Below are 17,745 nucleotides of genomic sequence, written 5' to 3'. Positions count from 1 at the left end.
TACCGCAAACGCCAGCCATCCGGCTGTGTGCGGTATCCCTTATTTGCGGTGAATGCTGATGCCTGCCGTTAGACAATCTGCCGGCGGACAGCCGGATGGCACAGATTCTAGGCGAACGGCGGCAGGAACCGGAACCACTTGAAGTCAAACCGGCTGCCCGGCAGGAACAGGAAGGTGACGGTCTGGCTGCCGCTTACCGGCGGCTCCAGCGTGAATTCACGCTCCATATAGCTGGCGCTTCCGGCAAATTCAATCAGCTGCTTCGATTCACCGGCAGGACCGCTGAACAGAATTTGCATTGTATTGTTCGCAAGCGCTGAGCGTCCACAGATGAGGAGCCGCGAGCATTCCGCTGCGCCGAAGTCCATTCCGGCAAATATAAGCGACACATTGTTGCCGATGCCCTCGACGGCCTCCTCCGTTATGGTGAAGGTATCGCCGTAGACCGCAGTGTTGGCCAGTGCATCCAGACGCTCGAACGCCTTGGTCTTGCTGACAAACGTGAAGCCCTTCAAATGAATCTTCTTGCGCAGAACGAAGGACAGCGAGGTAATCCCCGTCAGCCGTCTGGGCAGCGTATACCGTTCCTCCTGGTAGACATTCCAGCGGGAAGGCTTCTGGTAAGTCACGGTTGTGAGCCTCCGGGCACCGGGCTGCCCGGGCACGCCTTCCCATATCTCTATCGGAAATTCCTGATCATCCAGCGAGAAGATCGGCAGAATAATCTCATCGGCCCCATATCCGCCGAAGTCGATTCGTTCGAAGCAGATCAGGCTCTCCCCTTCGCGGGCGGTAGCCACCCCCCGTTCATTGCCGTTGGTCAGATTCAGGCTGTGGGTGCTGTTAAATCCTGCTGAAACAAACTCATAGGGATTCAGATAAGCCTGCCCGAAACCCGTAAGCTTGAATTCCATCTGCGAATAGAGCCGAATCCCGTCAGCGCCATTGGCTGTCCCGCAGCGGATGTATACCTCTCCGTCACCTAAGGCCGTGATTACGGCTTCATGGCCGCTCGTCTCAAGGGTGGCGATATTGGCATCAATTCCGGCGGCATTCGTAATCCGCCACTCGACATCCTGCCAGGTGGCCCCCTGAGGATGAAGCTTAACACGGACTGGAAGCGACGGGCGATCAGGCGTCAGAGTATTCCCCCCGGGGCAGATGATCTCCAGCTTGCGGACCGGGATCTCCCCAGCCCTGCCGCTCTCCGGATGACCGGAGGACACATCTGCCTCCAGCGGATAATGCGCATACAGATACAGCTCATCTTCAGTTGTCGTCCCCGCTGCCGGAAGCACCGATTGCAGCGTAAGCTCAGCCGGAGCCAGATCTGCCGAAGCCGCACGCAGCGTAATCGTTCCGGCCTCCAGTGTGCCGGCAATCACTGCCAGCAGCTTGCCGCTGAACAGGCGGCGGCTTACGCCCTGGTAGGAATCATAGTCCGTGCTGTCCCCGTTATCCAGACCGATCAATCGTCCGGGACCCTCCATACTGAGGTGAACGCGGTTATTGGCATTCGCTACCGGCCGTCCCTCCTGATCCAGAGTGCTGATCGTTACGAAGATAAGGTCCGTACCGTCTGCTGTAATTACCTGCTTGTCGGGAGCAAGGACAAGCGAAGCCGCATCTCCGAACGAGGAGATTTGCTCTACAGCAACGACCTCCCCCTTCTCATCATAAGCCGCTGCCCGCAGGACACCGTCCGCATAAGGCAGCTGCCATTCGCCAAGCAGCTTGTGTCCATGGGCATGGTCGATATCCACGCTGCCCTGCGAGACTTCATTCAAGAACAGTTCAATGCGCGGAGCGTTCGAGCAGACACGCACATCTATCAGCTGACCCTGCGAGAAATCCCAGTACGGGAAGATATGAATCATCGGATGCGTACGGTAATCTGTCCATTCCGCCTGATAGATATAATAGGAATCCTTAGGGAAACCGGCGGTATCCAGCTGTCCGAAATATGAGTTCTTGGTGTGATAAGGGGTAGGCTCCCCGATATAATCAAAGCCCGTCCACAGAAACTGTCCCAGCGAGAAGGAGGCATCCCGGTCGGCGGTGATACAGGCCTCCGTGCTTTTAGCGCCCCAGCTGGTAGAACTGTTGCCTAGCGATGAGCACTGCTGATCATCATCGGCAAGCACAGATTGAGCCAGCGGGAAATGATAGACTCCCCGGCTCTGCACTGTCGAGCAGGTCTCACTGCCGTAGATGATCCAGTCGGGATGCTGCTTGTGATGCTGCTCATAATATTTCTCCGCATAGTTGTAGCCTGCAACCTTGACGATATCAGCGCATTTCTGCGCATTCTCCCAAGGCATATAGTTTGAGCCGATGGTAACGAAGGCATTGCCCCGCGGATCATGAATTAGCACTTCCTCCTGCAGCTCCCGGGTGAGCTCCTGGCCGCGGCTGTCTGCATGGGTATCGTATATCTCATTGCCGATACTCCACATGAGCAGACTTGGACGGTTGCGGTCCCGCCGCACCCAGCTGGCGATATCGCGCCTCCACCACTGCGGATAGAACCGTGCATAGTCATAAGGCGTTTTGCTGCGCTCCCACATATCGAAGGCTTCAGACACGATCAGCAGCCCCATTTCATCGGCCAGCTCCATAAGCTCTACCGCCGGCATATTATGCGCGGTACGGATGGCGTTGACTCCCATCGCCTGCAGCAGGACGAGCTGGCGGCGCAGCGCCGCTCTGTTCACAGCAGCCCCCAGAGCGCCCAGGTCATGATGCTGGCAGACTCCGTATATTTTGACATGACGGCCGTTGAGGAAGAAGCCCTCGTCACTGTCCAGCTCCAGGGTCCGGAAGCCGAACCTCTCCCTCTCCGCTTCAATCACCTCATCCTCAGCCAGCAGTTCGGTTTGCAGACTGTAGAGATGGGGACTGGAAATATCCCATAGCAAGGGCCGGTCAACAGTCAGGCGGCTGTGGGTATGTACGGTTAATTCACCCTGCACCGTCACCTCAGTAACTTGCCCTGCAACTAAGGCTCCTGCTGCATCCAGAATGCTATGCCGCAGCTTCAGCTTCGTCCCCGCGCCCGCTGCTTCAGCGATATGCAGCTCAGCATCCACATCTACAGTCCAGGCCTGACCTTCCGTTGTCCTGGCTGCAATATACAGCCCGTCAGTGGCGATATGCGTCTTCGGCACCGTCTTTAGCCAGACGGGCCGGTAAATTCCGGCACCGGAGTACCAGCGGGAATTGGGTGATTCGTGGATTACACGCATATAGATTTCATTCTCTCCGGCGACCAGGTGCGGAGTTATCTCGAATTCAAAGGTAGAGTAGCCATATTTCCACTCACCCGCTACCTGTCCGTTCACATATAGTGTCGAGTTCATATACACTCCCTCGAAACGCAGGAACACAAGCTCATTCACCGGCACTGCATCGAACCGGAGGCGGGTGCGGTACCAGCCCTCTCCATTCTCGTAGAGGTTGCGGGTATCATAGATCAGCCAATCATGCGGCAGCGTAACAGCTATCCAGTCCGCACCTGCGGCCACCTTGGCAAGCTCCGAATGAAGCGGCTGCTTGCTGAATTGCCAACCTTTGCTGAGTTTCCTTTTTAGACTCATGGCTATACTTCCTCCTTATCCTCACCATAGCTAAGCTTCCTGATTGACTTCATCCCTCATCCCTTCAATGCCCCAACCATTACGCCCTTGACGAAATACTTCTGCAGGAACGGATACAGCAGCAGGATCGGCGCTGTGCTCACGATGATTGCCGCATATTTCAGCGTTTCGGTCACATCACGGCTATGGAGCAGTGTTGTAGTCCCCAGCATGCTGGCATTATCATTCTCAAGAATGATGTTTCGGACCACGAGCTGGATCGGGAACAGGCTCTGGTCGCGCAGGAAAAGCATGGCGTTGAACCAGCTGTTCCAGTGGCCTACACCGTAATACAGAATCAGCACCGCAACCACCGGCATGGACAGCGGAATGAAGATACGGAACAGAATGGTGAAATGGCCTGCACCGTCCAGGAAGGCGGACTCCTCCAGCTCCTTCGGTATCGCCATGAAATAAGTGCGCATGATGATTAAGTTGAACGTACTCACCGCCGTTGGCAGAATCAACGCCCACAAGCTGTCGAGCAGGCCATAGGATTTCACGATCAGGTAGAATGGCACCAGTCCTCCCTGGAAGAACATCGTGAATACGATGAAGAACATAATCGGCTTTTGCAGCATAACCCCTTCTCTGGACAGGAAATAGGCTCCCAGGGCAGTAAGCGTCATGTTAATGACAAGCCCTACCGCCAGGATGAACAGCGTATTCTTGAAGCCGGTCAGAATCACGGGGTTGTTCAGCACCGCCTTGTAAGCTGCCAGCGAGAAGCCTTGCGGCCACAGCAGAATGCCGTTGAAGGAGACCAGCCGGTTCCCATTGCTTAAGGAGGAGAACAAGATATATAGCATAGGATAGAGTGTAAGAATAATCATTAGAACCATAATAATAGAATTGCAAATATCGAAGACACGTTCGCCGAGCGACGCTTTAATCATAGGTGTGCACTCCTTACCAGAGACTGTTCTTACTTGCGCGTTTACTGAATGAGTTGGCGAGCAGCAGAATGGTGAAATTGATGACGGAGTTGAACAGGCCTACCGCTGCACTGTAGCTGTAGCTGAATTCCAGAATCCCTTTCCGGTATACAAAAGTGGATATGACATCAGCCGTCTCATAAATACTGGCGCTGTATAACAGAATGATTTTCTCAAATCCGACATTCATAATATTTCCGAGTGCCAGAATCAGCATAATCATAATCGTCGGCAGAATACCGGGCAGGGTAACGTGGCGGATCTGCTGTACCTTGGTGGCTCCGTCAATTTTGGCAGCCTCATACTGCTGCTGGTCAATGCCAGTAATGGCTGCCAGATAGATGATTGTGCCCCAGCCGATCTGCTGCCAGATCTCACTGATGATATAAATGGGGCGGAAAAATTCAGGCTGTTGCAGGAACGAAATCCGGGCCCCGCCAAAAAAGGCAATAACATCGTTGATCAAACCATCCGATAAAGTGAAATAACGCACGATTCCTGCTACCACCACAAGTGTTATAAAATGCGGCATATATGTAATCGTTTGCGTGATCCGGCGGAAAAGCGGGCTTTTCAATTCATTCAGCAGCAAGGCCAGAATAATGGGTGCCGGGAAGCCGATCAGCAGATTGAAGAAGCTTAGCAGAACAGTGTTCTTAATGACACGGAAGAAGTAGATACTGGAGAAAAAAGCTTCAAAATGCTTGAATCCGACCCATTCGCTGCCCCAGATCCCTTGGGAAGGGACGAATTGCTTAAAGGCGATAATGGTCCCGTAGAGCGGAACATAGTGAAACAATACATAATATAGGATGACAGGCAGCACCATCAGATACAGCCATTTATTACGCAGGATGTCTTTCCCCAGTCTGGTTTTAAGCATATTCCTCTCTCCTTTGCTGCAACTACATGGTCTTAGGCCGGGCTGCCGGTACCTGTTATCTGTGTTGCAGCCCCTGCCCGCCCAAATTAACGGTTCAGATAACGTTCATACGCCGCTTGTTGAATTTCCAGTGCGCGTTCGATACCGAGATCCTTCATCTGCTGCACATATTTATCGTAATTGTCTACGGAATCGGTGCCCAGGATGATCTTGAGCTCGGCCTCTTTCACAAAAGCGTTAATGTCGTTCATAATGCTGCTCATTTCATCTGCTTCTTCGGCAGTCGGTGTGACCGGAGGAAGCAGGTGGCTCTCGTGATTGGTTTGTTTCCAGATGCCGATGGATTCGGTCGTTGCCGGATATTTTGCCGGCAGATTATTGTCCTGCTGAATCATCGGGAAGTTGGTGCCATGAGAATATTTGCCCATTACCTGGTCGCTGCCGAGGCCATCCGAGTTCTTCACCACAAGATCGGTATAGACGGGCTTTCCGTCTTTGAGCGTGTAGGTAATGCCTTCAACCCCATAGGTATTGAGCATTTTGCCTTCTTCGGTAAAAGCGTAATCCAGCCAGCGCATCGCAGCCTCGACATTCTTGGTTGTCGCTGAGATCGCCGCCGAGCTTGTCCCCGCATAGGCATTATCCAGCTGTCCAAACTCCGGAAGCCCGCCTTTGACGGCAGCCGGGTATGGGGCGGCCACGAAGTCGGCCTTCGGATCTGTTTCCTGTACGGCTGAATTATATTTTTCAATATAATACTGCCAGCCGATTGTTGCTCCGCTGACATTAGAAGTCATTTTCTTATCCACTGTAGCTGAATCAATCGAAGCGAAATCCTTATCGATCAGGCCTTCTTTGTACCACTGGCTCATCGTTTTCAGATATTCCTTATAGCCAGGCTCCAGATAGCCGTAGACTACTTTGCCGTCGTTGACGTAGAAGTTCCCCATCACACCGAAGGCTCCGGCGAATCCGCCGGTCCGTTCTCCCAGGAACATCGTGCGGAAGGTTACAGGGGAGGCCGCCTTTTTCTTCTCTTTAAAAGCAGTCAGTACGGTGTGCCATTCGTCAATCGTCTCCGGGACACTGAGCTTCAGTTCATCGAGCCAATCCTTGCGGATAATCGGCCCGCCGTAGACCCGTCCGATCTCCGAGCGGATGAACGGGAAGGCGTAATAAGTGCCGTCATCCGTTTTAATCATTTTGTCTATATCCGGATTCTCCTGAAGCGTTCTCTTCAGATTCGGCGCGTATTGATCCATAAGGTCATTGAGCTTCAGAATATACCCCTGCTCAACGGCTTTATCGGGACCGCCAGGATATTGCAGCCAGGTATTGAGGAAGATATCCGGCAGATCGCCCGATGCCAGCAGCAGACTGAATTTCTGATCGGTCATAGGGGTTCCGCCCAGCTGCTTGATGGCGATGCCTGTACGTTTCTCATATTCGTCATCGACCGGCAGCCGCTCCGGTGTGCCTCCCAGCTGTTCATTCATATAGGTCAGCTCTATTCCGCCTTTCATCGGATAAGCAAAAGCTGCTGCGGCTTCCTTGGAAGCCGGGCCGTTCCCGGCAGGGTTGTTAGGGACACTCTCATCATTTGCATTCTTGGAACTAGTGCAGCCGGCAGCCAGCATGGTGAAACCTAACAAAACGGCGAGCGGTTTGTGAAGCCTTTTCATTCCAGATAATTTGATCACTAGTATGACCTCCGTAATTTGTGTAGTTGACGACTTAATGCCTCTACAATGTATGCTGAATCTTGTATACAAACAATATTCAAAATGCGTAATTCATTGTCAAAAACGCAAAAGAAGGATAGATCCGGCCTGCTTCTATCCTCCTGTCAGGAAATTGTGTATTCTGTTTGTTTATTGCAGAGCTTTGAACCGCCCCGGCGTGATGCCTTCATACTTTTTGAATACCCGAATGAACGCACTGCTGCTGGAAAATCCTACACGGGAGGAGATCTCCTCGATGGTGACGCCTTGCTGAAGCAGTTTCTTGGCTTCGGCTGTACGCACCTGACTGATGTAGTCATGCAGTCCCTGCCCGCTCTGTTCTTTGAACAACCGTGATACATACTGCGGCGTGATCCCGAAATGGGCACCAATCATGGACACACTAAGGTTGATATCCGCATAATGATCCTGCACAAAGGCCGATACCTGGTCTCCGATTCCAGAATTTGAAGCAAGCTTTTCCGAGGCTTGGCTGCAGGCCAGCTGGATCAGCTCGGTCAGCTCGTTACGGAAATCTGCGCGCGTTGAGCAGGCCAGAAGCCTTTTCATCGGACGCCATTCTTCCCATAGCTTGGAGCGCTTCGTCTCCTGGGGGACTGCCTTCATAATAGAGCTGCTTAAATCAATCATGGCATATCTCACAAGCTCAATAGACACCTGGGAGCCGAAGAAGCGGGCCAGAATCTCCTCCACCATCGCTGCCGCTTTCCCGAAGTCACCGCTTTTGACCAGATTAATAAAAACCACCTCGTCATTGATCGTCAGGTAATAATCCGTCTGCTGCTGCTCAATATCCCCATACCAGACCGTCGTATTCTCCTCCAGCACCAGCCGGTATTCCTGAGCCTCCAGCGCCTGCAGATACCCCTGATGCAAACTTCCCATGCCCGAGAGCAGCTCACTGCCGGCCATGGCGATCTGCAGACCGTATTTCCGCTGAATGAACTCCAGGGTTTGGCTGAGTGCTTCTTCAATATCCTCTTTCCATCTGCCGGAACGCCCGGTGTTAATGTTCATCACTGCCGCCAGCATGCCATCCATCTCGGTGAAGCTCAGGACGTGATTCGGTCCGGTGAAATCCATGATGATATTGGATACGATGAAATTGGACAGGCTTGGCGAAGGCCCCTCTTCCCCGCCGGACTGAATATAGAACAGAAGCACCGCAAAATCCTCGGAATCCCACTGGAAATGATGAACTCTGGCCACTTCCTCCAGCGATAATCCGTTCTCCGCCTGCCCTCTGAGCAGCTGCGACAAGTAGTAGGTCTGGAGCACACGGAGCTGCCTGAACTGCCGGCTGTTCACATCATCCCTCTCCCGGATGGTAGCCAGCGCACTCTCCCGAATGAAGGAGAATTCATCCAGCACCCGCTGCGTCTGTTCATCGGCGGAGGGCGAGAACATATGGACCAGCTCGCGGACAGGATTATAGTTCTTGCGGGCAAAGTAAGAAATAACCACCGCCCCGATCAAAAAGCTGATGAACAGCCCAAGCAGGTTCAAATTGCGGATTTGCCGCGCTTTTTCCCAGAATACGCTTGAAGGAAATACGCTGATATACTTCCAGTTGGTGTTATCGGAATCAATGAAGGAGACCATGTTCTCCGTGCCGGCAATATCCTGAAAAGAAGTGCCCGCAGTCTCACCGCCAGCCTCAGCGTCAGGCATTGGCTGCTGCGGAGAAGCCTCATTATTGCGGAATAATACCTGATTATGATCATCGGTAATGTACACATCACCGTTATTTACCCAGTCCACGTTCTTCAGCATGCTATGAATCTTGCTGCCGTTCAGCGGGAGAACCAACATCCCCTTCTGTCCATTGCTTGCAGTGGCACTGGTGAAGGGCTTCATCATCACAACCTTCTGCTCCCAGCGCTTAAACTCAATAAACGGAAGGGCGGCTTCTCGCCCTGCGGTCTCACCGTTCAGCTGTGCCAGCCACTCCTGATAAGACAATCCGATCATCTTACTGTTCATTGCATAAAAGGTTTCACTGTCCGTATACGTCTCATCTGTCAGCACACGGTCCAGACTGCTTGAATACAGATAGATCCCATCGATGAAATCATTGGCGGATTTGTATTTGCTGAGCTCCTGCCGGATCTGATAGATCTGAAAGGAACTGGCCCTCTCTGCGCCAGGTGTGAGGGATAAGAATTTGTTCACACCGCTATGAATCGATAACTGCATCGCTAATTTCTCAGCTTGATTAATCTCGCTGTCTACAGTATTCTGCATCTGCTTAAGCATGGCGTTGCCTGCACGTTCAATCTCATATTCGACAATCTGTTTGGTCTGCAGATAGATGATAGCGCTAACAATAAGCGGGATAATCATGATTACTGAATAGGAGATGATCCATTTAAAGGCTACACTTCTGCTGAACCTCAGGTGCTTGTGCTTCATCTTCTACGCTCCTTACCTCATATAGAATTCCACTATATGATAGTTGTGCCCGGGGGGCAATCCGCAATATGAACCAGATCGTCAATTTGTAAACAAGTCCGCTATACTATGCCATCCGGCTGGACAAACAAAACCTCTTTGCCGGCAGAAGACCTGAAGGGACAGCCATTGTCCCTTGGTCTTACACCTTCAAAGAGGTTTCTCCAGCTATACAATTTGAAATACGGGCTGATCCTGAATGTAATGCACCGGCACCTGCGGGAACTGCCGGGCCAGCCGCTCCGCCAGCAGCTTCATTCCCGGCGCTTCGCTCTCGGCATGGCCGAGCATGATGAGCGCCCTGTCCTTGCCCTGGCGGACCGCATCGCGGATATACTCAGGCACCTCCCATTCAGGGCCTTCACCGGCGATGACCAGATCAAGCGACTCCTGCTCGTACATCGGGATGACCGACTGGCCATTTCCCCGGTAACCGACCAGTACTCCCGCTCTGGAGCAGGTGGCGGAGAGGTTCCCGGCAACGCGGACATAAGGGATATTCAACTTCTGCTTCAGATACTCTGCAACCCCGGAAACGGTCATCTCAGGAATGGAGAGGATCGACACCTCGGGCAGATGCCGCTCTACATATGCTTCCCATTCCAGCTCCCGCAGCAGCCCTTCGGTAATCCCGTCCGGCGTATAGCGGTGTATCGTGTCATGGAAGCGATAGAGGCTTACCCCGCTGCTTGTAATCAGTGCAGACTTCTCCTGGTAGACGGAATCTTGCTCAAGCGTACTCCCGTGTCCCTGGTGGCTATAAAATACACCTTCATGCGTGATCACCAGGTTGGCGCCAAGCCGGGCCGCCTGCTCCACTACATATTGCGAAGCGGCGAAGGCAGCCACGATTCCCTGCACTTCTGTTCCCGCAGCGTCCGGCGTAAGCCTATCCACCGTATTCACGGGCAGCTGTACCCCTGCATTCAAGTGCTCCATCACATCACTGAAAGTCAGTGCCATGAGATCTACTCCTCCTTGATGTTAGCCAAATGAGTTCCTGGCCTGTCAAAAGACAGGACAAGGCTGTCCGGAACGCAGACGCTCCCTTAGTAGATGGTCCGGCCTAATGCATCTGCAATTCCGCTCTTGCGGTAGAAATACGTATTAATCTGGTCACGCCATTCCTTGGCATGAGCCGCCTGTCCCTTAAGGCGTTCCTCCACCTGAGTGTACAGGCCGTCTGCGATGCTGCCCTTCAGTCCGCCCCATGCGTCCAGAAGCCCTTCGGCGCGCTCTGCACCTTCGAAATGCGTATCGTAGATATGCTGGATCACGGTTTTGCCGGAATGCAGCACATGAGTGTACGGCACATGATGGAAGAACAGCAGCAGCTCATCCGGGCATTCCTCCAGCGAATCATAACGTACGGCGTTGCTGCCCATGTACTGTGCGCTGTAGCCGGTACCGGTATTCACGGTACGGTCTACCCCGATGCCCTGATGATCGGCATAGTGGTAGGTGCCCCACATTGAATATTCATAGCCGTCCACATTCGGGCCGTAGTGATGCTCTGGATTGATCATCCAGCCTACGCCAAGCGGCGACGTATATGACTCATAGATCTCCCAGGAGTCCAGCAGAATCCGGCTGATCACTCCGGCAACCGCTGTGTCCGTGCCGAATGTCAAGGCGATCCATTCGGCCGTAATCTCCTCCGCACTCAGCTCAGGATTCCAGGCCAGACGCCCGAAGCCATAGAGATTCGCCTGAGCCAGCAGGTGGCCGGTCCAGTTGCGGTCATTGCCCACATTGGATACCGCCGCAATCCCGCTCAGGCGGTTGCCCCACAGCGATCCGTCAACGATCCGCTTAACAGGGGCCGGGCCGCCCTTGGCCTGCGTATCGAATTCCATAATCTCCTTCCACTGCGGAACGAGATAGCAGACATGGCGCTGCTGTCCGGTATATTCCTGGGCGATCTGGAATTCGATCACATGGTTCGTCCGTTCCAGGGCGCCGAAGAGCGGAGATACCGGCTCTCTGACCTGGAAATCCATCGGGCCGTTCTTGATCTGCAGAATGACGTTATCATGGAACTGGCCGTCCAGCGGCTTGAAATGGTCATAAGCCGCTCTGGCCCGGTCCGTCTTGCGGTCACGCCAGTCCTGCTTGCAGTTGTATACAAAGCAGCGCCAGATCACGATGCCGCCGTAAGGCTCCAGGGCTTCCGCCAGCATGTTAGCCCCGTCTGCATGATTCCGCCCGTAAGTGAACGGGCCGGGACGGTTCTCCGAATCGGCCTTGACCACGAAGCCGCCGAAATCGGGAATAGCAGCATAGATGTCGGCTGCTCTCGACTTCCACCATTCCCGCACGCCTGCATCCAGCGGATCTGCGCTGCCCACTTCCCCTTCGTGCATAGGTCCGGCAAAGTTCACGCACAGGAACAGGCGGATGCCATAGATGCGGAAGATGTCGGCGATTCTTGCCACATCCGGCAGATAGGTGGAGATAAACAAGGTCTCCAGCGCATGAACATTCACGTTGTTGATCGCTATTGCGTTAATGCCGGCGGTAGACATCAGCCGCGCATAGTCTGTAATTCTGTCCATATCCTTCGTGAACTGGTTATTCTCATACAGGAAGGATCTGCCGGAATAGCCGCGCTCCACGCTGCCGTCGAAATTATCCCAGTGATTAATCATCCGCAGCGAATTCACAGGATTCACTATTTCATCCAGATTCTCAATGTCCTTGCCGCTGGCAATCAGGCGCAGCAGATGGAAGACGCCGTATAACACACCTGCCTGGGAGGAAGCCCCTACAGCGATGCATTTCAGGGACTGGCTGGTTCGGATGGCGAACCCTTCTGCTCCTACAGCTTGAACGGTCTTGTCATCGAACAGGCTCTGGATCAGCGGATCACCCGTGAAGGTGCCGAAGGCCACACCGAAATCTTCCGGCTGCGGCTTGGAGACGGCTTCAAGGCCCAATAGCGAGGCCATGCCTCTTGTCCATTCCTGAAGTGCAGCCTGGATGGTCTCCCCGGCTTCTGTAACGGATACCGCCCCGCACCATTTCGCATATTGCTTATATAGGGGGCCTTGCTGAAGCTTAGGATAGCTTAGCCACGCATTGTATCCGCTGTCATATTGTGCAGCATACTCATTCCCGGATTGTTGTCTCATGTCCATATCTCCTCTGCATACATCTTGTATACTAGATTTCATTCAGGTTCATCCTACCACGCAGCCGCAGCCCCGGAACATTGTCAAATCACGCTAATATTTACCCAAATCAAGCAGAATCCTGTATACTAATAACAAGTGTACAGCCTGTACATCCCTATCAAGAGAACGCAAAGTATCAGGGGGCGATCCTATTGGTTGCAGCTTTTGAACCGCCGGTCCCGGGGCAAAGCCTTAGTGAAACGATTATCCCGGATGTGAAAACCACGCTCAACCTGTTCGGCATGCATCTGCGCAAGGTGAGCGGGGAATGGGATTATCCGCAGCACGCCCATCCCCAATATGAATTCAATTATGTGCTTGAAGGAGAGCAGCTGCTCACGGTCAACAACCACAGCTACCTTCAGCGCGCCGGGGATCTGGTCCTCTTGAGGCCGGGCGATATCCACTCCAGCCGCAGCGGAAACGGCGGGGCCTTCACCTATTTCTGTATCCATTTCGATATCGATGACAAGCTGTTCATCTCCCTGCTCAGCAGGCTGAATCATGTATTGTTCACCTCAGAGAGCAATGTGGCCCACCGGTTAGGACCGCTCCTCAGCAGGCTGGTGGAGATTTCCACCTCCGGCTCCGGCAGCGTCACAATCTCCCAGCGCATGAGGCTGCAGTCTGCCGTCTTCGAGCTGTTCGCCCAGCTCTGGGAGGTCTTCTCCCTGGAGGCTGACAATTCCTCCCCGGGCACTTATGAGCGGATCGAGCTGGCCCACCAGATCCGCAGCCGCCTCCAGAGCCTGGTCTATCAGCAGTTCACGCAGGAGGTGCCCTATGACAGCCATTATGGCGTTGACGACATCGCCGCTGAGCTGGGGATCAGCCCCTCGCATTGCTACCGGGTGTTCCGTCAGGTATTCGGCCTCTCCCCCCGCGTCTACCTGTCGGAGCAGATGCTGCATGAAGCCAAGGTACTGCTGGATGACCACAGCCTGAGCGTCAGCCAGATCTCCGGCCTGCTCGGCTACCGCGATATCGCCCATTTCAGCAGACAGTTCAAGCGCTGGAGCGGCCAGTCACCGCGGGAATACCGCGAGGGCAGGAGCTAGGCAGAGCGCGGAGCCTGTACGGCTTTATATCAAGTAGAAGCGGCTTCGCCGTCCTTTTAAAGGACGGTACCGTTTCAGCGAGAAATAGAAGGATAAGTTATCGTGTGCAACATATAAGTTCTTATATTTTTAGTAAAAGCCTGCCTTCATCGTTGATGAGGGCGGGCTTTTTGCGCTATTGCGGGCGGGGCTTGATGTAGGCCAGCCCTATTTTTTGATATACATGGCGAAATGCTCCTGGAGGTTCTTGGAGTCGATATCCGCCCGCAGATGGTGGTGCAGCAGCTCGTCGATCCCCGCGCTGTCCCCCTGCACGATATAATCCAGCAGTTGCTGATGCTCCTGCTGAATCGCCGCCAGCTTCTCGTCCTTCAGCATATGCAGCTTGCGGTAGCGGATGTAGTGCACATTGAACTGCTGGAGCACCCCCCACAGGAACTCACGCCCGGCCAGGCCGAACATCGTGCGGTGGAACTGGTCATCGAGCTGCAGGAACACCTCCGCTCCCTCCGCCTGCTCAATACACTTCTGCTGCTGCGCAAGGTTGTCCCTCAGCTCATGCAGCCCTTTCAGCGGGATATTCCCGGCCAGCGATTTCATAATCTCCTTCTCCAGCACATTGCGCAGGTAGATAATCTGTTCCACGGACTCCAGGTCTATGTAGGATACGAGATTGCCTTTTTTGGGATAAATATCGACGTATTGCTCCAGGGACAGCTGCTTCAGCACATCACGGATCGGCGTCCGCGACAGCTGGAAGCGCTCGGACAGAGCCGTCTCACTGATCATCGCCCCCGGCTTCAGCTCAAGGGAGAGAATCTCCTGCTTGAGGTAGGCCATTATTTCTTTTTTGGAAGTCATGGAATAGACCAACTTTCTGTTCGGGATTGTTCTTCCCCCCATTATATAGAAAAGGGATATGAATTTCATTGACAAAGATGAACGCATATTCTATGATCATTACGAATTGAGTCTTGTATACAAGATTATGCCACATGTAACGCTGGTTCTGTAAGGTCAATTGTCACAAGGCTTCGGAAGGTTATCATTTGTATTTATGCTTATCTCACTTAAGGAGGAAAATAACAATGAATATGACATGGAGATGGTACGGCGAGGGCAATGACAACATCACTCTTGACCACATCCGTCAAATCCCGGGCGTTATGGGCATCGTCTGGTCGCTGCACCACAAGGTGGCCGGTGAGGTCTGGGAGATGGAAGACATCCAGAAGGTGGCCGATCAAATCACAGCCAAGGGCTTCAGCACAGCGGTTGTTGAAAGCGTCAACGTTCATGATGATATCAAAATCGGACTGCCGTCCCGCGACAAATACATTGACATCTATATCGATACGATCCGCAAGCTGGCCAAGGTTGGCGTCAAGGTCATCTGCTACAACTTCATGCCGGTGTTCGACTGGACCCGTACCGAGCTGTACAAGGAGCTGCCGGACGGCTCGAATGCCCTCTTTTATGAAAAGGCTGCCATTACCGACAATCCGCGTGAGATGGTAGACCGCATCCTGAAGGGTGCCGGACAATTCACGATGCCGGGCTGGGAGCCGGAGCGGCTGGCCAAGCTGGATGAGCTGTTCGCGGCGTATGCTGACGTTACCGAGGATAAGCTGTTCGACAACCTGAAGTATTTCCTGGAGCGTATCATTCCGGTGTGTGAAGAAGTAGATATCAAAATGGCAATTCACCCGGATGATCCGGCCTGGCCGATCTTCGGACTGCCGCGCATTATCCGCAGCCGCGATACGATCCGCCGCTTCCTGGACATGGTGGACAGCCCGTATAATGGCCTGACCTTCTGTACCGGATCGCTTGGAACGAACCCGGAGAATGATCTTCCGGCGATGATCCGCGAGTTCAGTGACCGGATTTATTTTGCCCATATCCGTAATGTGAAGGTGTTCGAGAACGGCGACTTCATTGAGGTATCCCACCGGGGCCGTGATGGCAGCGTAGATGTTGCAGAGGTTGTTAAGGCGTATCATGAGAGCGGCTTCACCGGTTATGTGCGTCCGGACCATGGCAGACATCTCTGGGGCGAGGAAAAGAACTGCCGTCCGGGATATGGCCTCTACGACAGAGCGATGGGTATCATGTATCTGCTCGGCGTATGGGACAGCCTGGAGAATGTCAAGGGGGCCAAGTAAATGCTGAGTCTGAGCAGAAGCAGCATCGCGGACCGGGAAGCCTGGGAAGCCGCAGGGGCAGAGCTGCCGCAGTTCGATTTCGCAGCGGTAGCGCAGAATACGCTTGCGAAGCCGGAGTGGGTTCACTTCGGGGCAGGCAATATCTTCAGAGGCTTCGTGGCGAATGCGCACCAGAAGCTGCTGGACAGCGGCAAGGCCGATACCGGCATCATCGCCGCCGAGACCTTCGACTTCGAGATGATCGACAAGGTCTACCAGCCTTATGACAATCTGACTCTGCTGGTGCTGATGAATGCGGCGGGCGACTTCCAGAAGCGGATCGTCAGCAGCATCGTCGAAGGCATCACTGCAGATAAGACGCGGGAAGCGGATTACAGCCGCCTGACTGAGATTTTCGAGAATCCCAGCCTGCAGATGGCGAGCTTCACGATTACGGAGAAGGGCTATTCGCTGACCGGTCCTGATGGACAGTACCTTGGCATCGTGCAGAAGGATATCGCCGGAGGACCGGAGCATCCGGTTCACGCCATGAGCATCGTGGCATCCTTCGCCTACAAGCGTTACCTGAAGGGCCAGTATCCGATGACCTTCGTCAGCATGGACAATTGCTCGCATAACGGCGACAAGCTGAAGAACGGCATGGTTACGATCGCCAAGGAATGGGCCGCTAAGGGTTTTGTAGAGGAAGGGTTCGTAGCCTACCTTGAGGATGAGCAGAAGATTACCTTCCCGCTGTCCATGATCGACAAAATCACCCCGCGCCCGTCCGAATCCGTCCAGGCAGCATTGCTGGAGCAGGGAATCGGCGGCATGGATGTGATCGTCACCTCCAAGAACACGTACACTGCTCCCTTCGTTAATGCGGAGATCAGCGAGTATCTGGTCATTGAGGATAAGTTCACCAACGGCCGTCCGGCACTTGAAGCAGCCGGTGTGATCTTCACGGACCGCGACACGGTCAATAACGTGGAGACGATGAAGGTAACCACCTGCCTCAACCCGCTGCATACGGCGCTGGCAGTAACCGGCTGTCTGCTCGGCTACACGCTGATTGCCGATGAGATGAAGGACGCCACGCTTCGCAAGCTCGTGGAGACCATCGGCTACAAGGAGGGCCTGCCGGTTGTCGTTGATCCGGGCATTCTGAGTCCGAAGCAATTCCTGGACGAGGTGCTGCAGGAACGGTTCGCCAACCCGTTCATCCCGGACACTCCGCAGCGGATCGCTACGGATACCTCGCAGAAGGTCGGCATCCGCTTCGGCGAGACGATCAAGTCGTATATCCGCCGGGAAGATCTGGACCCGTCGCAGCTGACTGCCATACCGCTGGCTATCGCTGCCTGGTGCCGGTACTTGCTCGGCGTGAACGACGAAGGCGCTGCGTTCACGCTCAGTTCCGACCCGCTGCTGGAATCGCTGCAAACGCGGCTTGCGGGAATTACGCTGGGCGCGCTTGCTGCGAAGGCCGCTGGCGTACGTGCGGTGCTGGAGGATCAGGCCATCTTCGGCGTGGACCTGTACGCCGCCGGACTTGGCGGGACTATCGAGGACATGTTCACCGAGATGCTGGCGGGTCCGGGTGCGGTAAGGGCTACGCTGGAGAAGTACACGGCCTGAGTAGTGGGCGGTGGCGGCCCGGCGGCTGGATGGTTGGGCCGCCGGGGCGTTTGGAGGCCGGGTTGTTTGGAGGGCAGGCCGTCAGG

Annotated in this window: 11 protein-coding genes; 3 read left to right on the top strand and 8 right to left on the bottom strand. The window is 54.1% G+C overall.

The annotated features are described in order from the left end of the window. Positions 1-107 precede the first annotated feature (107 nt). The 7 genes from MKY96_RS06625 to MKY96_RS06595 all read right to left on the bottom strand — a co-directional run bounded on the left by MKY96_RS06625 (position 108) and on the right by MKY96_RS06595 (position 12,777). A complete protein-coding gene (locus tag MKY96_RS06625) occupies positions 108-3,596 on the bottom strand; it encodes a glycoside hydrolase family 2 TIM barrel-domain containing protein (RefSeq protein WP_340939342.1) in 3,489 nt (1,162 codons plus the stop codon). A gap of 56 nt (positions 3,597-3,652) precedes the next feature. Then, positions 3,653-4,531, bottom strand: coding sequence for a carbohydrate ABC transporter permease (locus tag MKY96_RS06620; RefSeq protein WP_036698597.1), 879 nt, complete (start codon positions 4,529-4,531; stop codon positions 3,653-3,655). A 13-nt stretch (positions 4,532-4,544) separates the two neighbouring features. Beyond that, on the bottom strand, positions 4,545-5,453 hold the full coding sequence (locus MKY96_RS06615) for an ABC transporter permease (protein ID WP_340939340.1): 909 nt from the start codon (positions 5,451-5,453) through the stop codon (positions 4,545-4,547). Positions 5,454-5,539: 86 nt separating this feature from the next. Beyond that, the gene (locus MKY96_RS06610; protein WP_445671473.1) at positions 5,540-7,135 is read right to left on the bottom strand and encodes an extracellular solute-binding protein; all 1,596 of its coding nucleotides are present in this window, start codon (positions 7,133-7,135) and stop codon (positions 5,540-5,542) included. Between the two features lie 189 nt (positions 7,136-7,324). Next, on the bottom strand, positions 7,325-9,607 hold the full coding sequence (locus MKY96_RS06605) for an AraC family transcriptional regulator (RefSeq protein ID WP_340939338.1): 2,283 nt from the start codon (positions 9,605-9,607) through the stop codon (positions 7,325-7,327). Between the two features lie 207 nt (positions 9,608-9,814). Beyond that, a complete protein-coding gene (locus tag MKY96_RS06600) occupies positions 9,815-10,609 on the bottom strand; it encodes a Nif3-like dinuclear metal center hexameric protein (RefSeq protein WP_340939337.1) in 795 nt (264 codons plus the stop codon). A gap of 86 nt (positions 10,610-10,695) precedes the next feature. Further along, positions 10,696-12,777: an alpha-glucuronidase family glycosyl hydrolase gene (locus MKY96_RS06595; protein ID WP_340939335.1), complete on the bottom strand. Its 2,082-nt coding sequence runs from the start codon at positions 12,775-12,777 to the stop codon at positions 10,696-10,698. A 194-nt stretch (positions 12,778-12,971) separates the two neighbouring features. On the opposite strand from MKY96_RS06595, the gene MKY96_RS06590 reads away from it, so the two are divergent. Continuing rightward, complete coding sequence (locus MKY96_RS06590) at positions 12,972-13,877, top strand: AraC family transcriptional regulator (RefSeq protein WP_340939332.1); 906 nt, start codon at positions 12,972-12,974, stop codon at positions 13,875-13,877. 207 nt (positions 13,878-14,084) lie between these two features. On the opposite strand, the gene MKY96_RS06585 is transcribed toward MKY96_RS06590, so the two are convergent. Then, complete coding sequence (locus MKY96_RS06585; RefSeq protein ID WP_340939331.1) at positions 14,085-14,738, bottom strand: GntR family transcriptional regulator; 654 nt, start codon at positions 14,736-14,738, stop codon at positions 14,085-14,087. A 227-nt stretch (positions 14,739-14,965) separates the two neighbouring features. Between MKY96_RS06585 and uxuA the strand changes: the two genes are divergently transcribed. Together uxuA and MKY96_RS06575 are read left to right on the top strand one after the other, a co-directional pair. Further along, complete coding sequence (uxuA, locus tag MKY96_RS06580) at positions 14,966-16,042, top strand: mannonate dehydratase (RefSeq protein ID WP_340939329.1); 1,077 nt, start codon at positions 14,966-14,968, stop codon at positions 16,040-16,042. Next, positions 16,043-17,659: a mannitol dehydrogenase family protein gene (locus MKY96_RS06575; protein WP_340939328.1), complete on the top strand. Its 1,617-nt coding sequence runs from the start codon at positions 16,043-16,045 to the stop codon at positions 17,657-17,659. Positions 17,660-17,745 lie beyond the last annotated feature (86 nt).

This window comes from Paenibacillus sp. FSL R7-0302 (genome assembly GCF_038006885.1).
In the GTDB taxonomy this organism is placed as follows: domain Bacteria; phylum Bacillota; class Bacilli; order Paenibacillales; family Paenibacillaceae; genus Paenibacillus_AQ.
The sequence above is the reverse complement of the archived record's forward strand: the minus strand, read 5'-3'. Positions and strand labels throughout refer to the sequence as shown.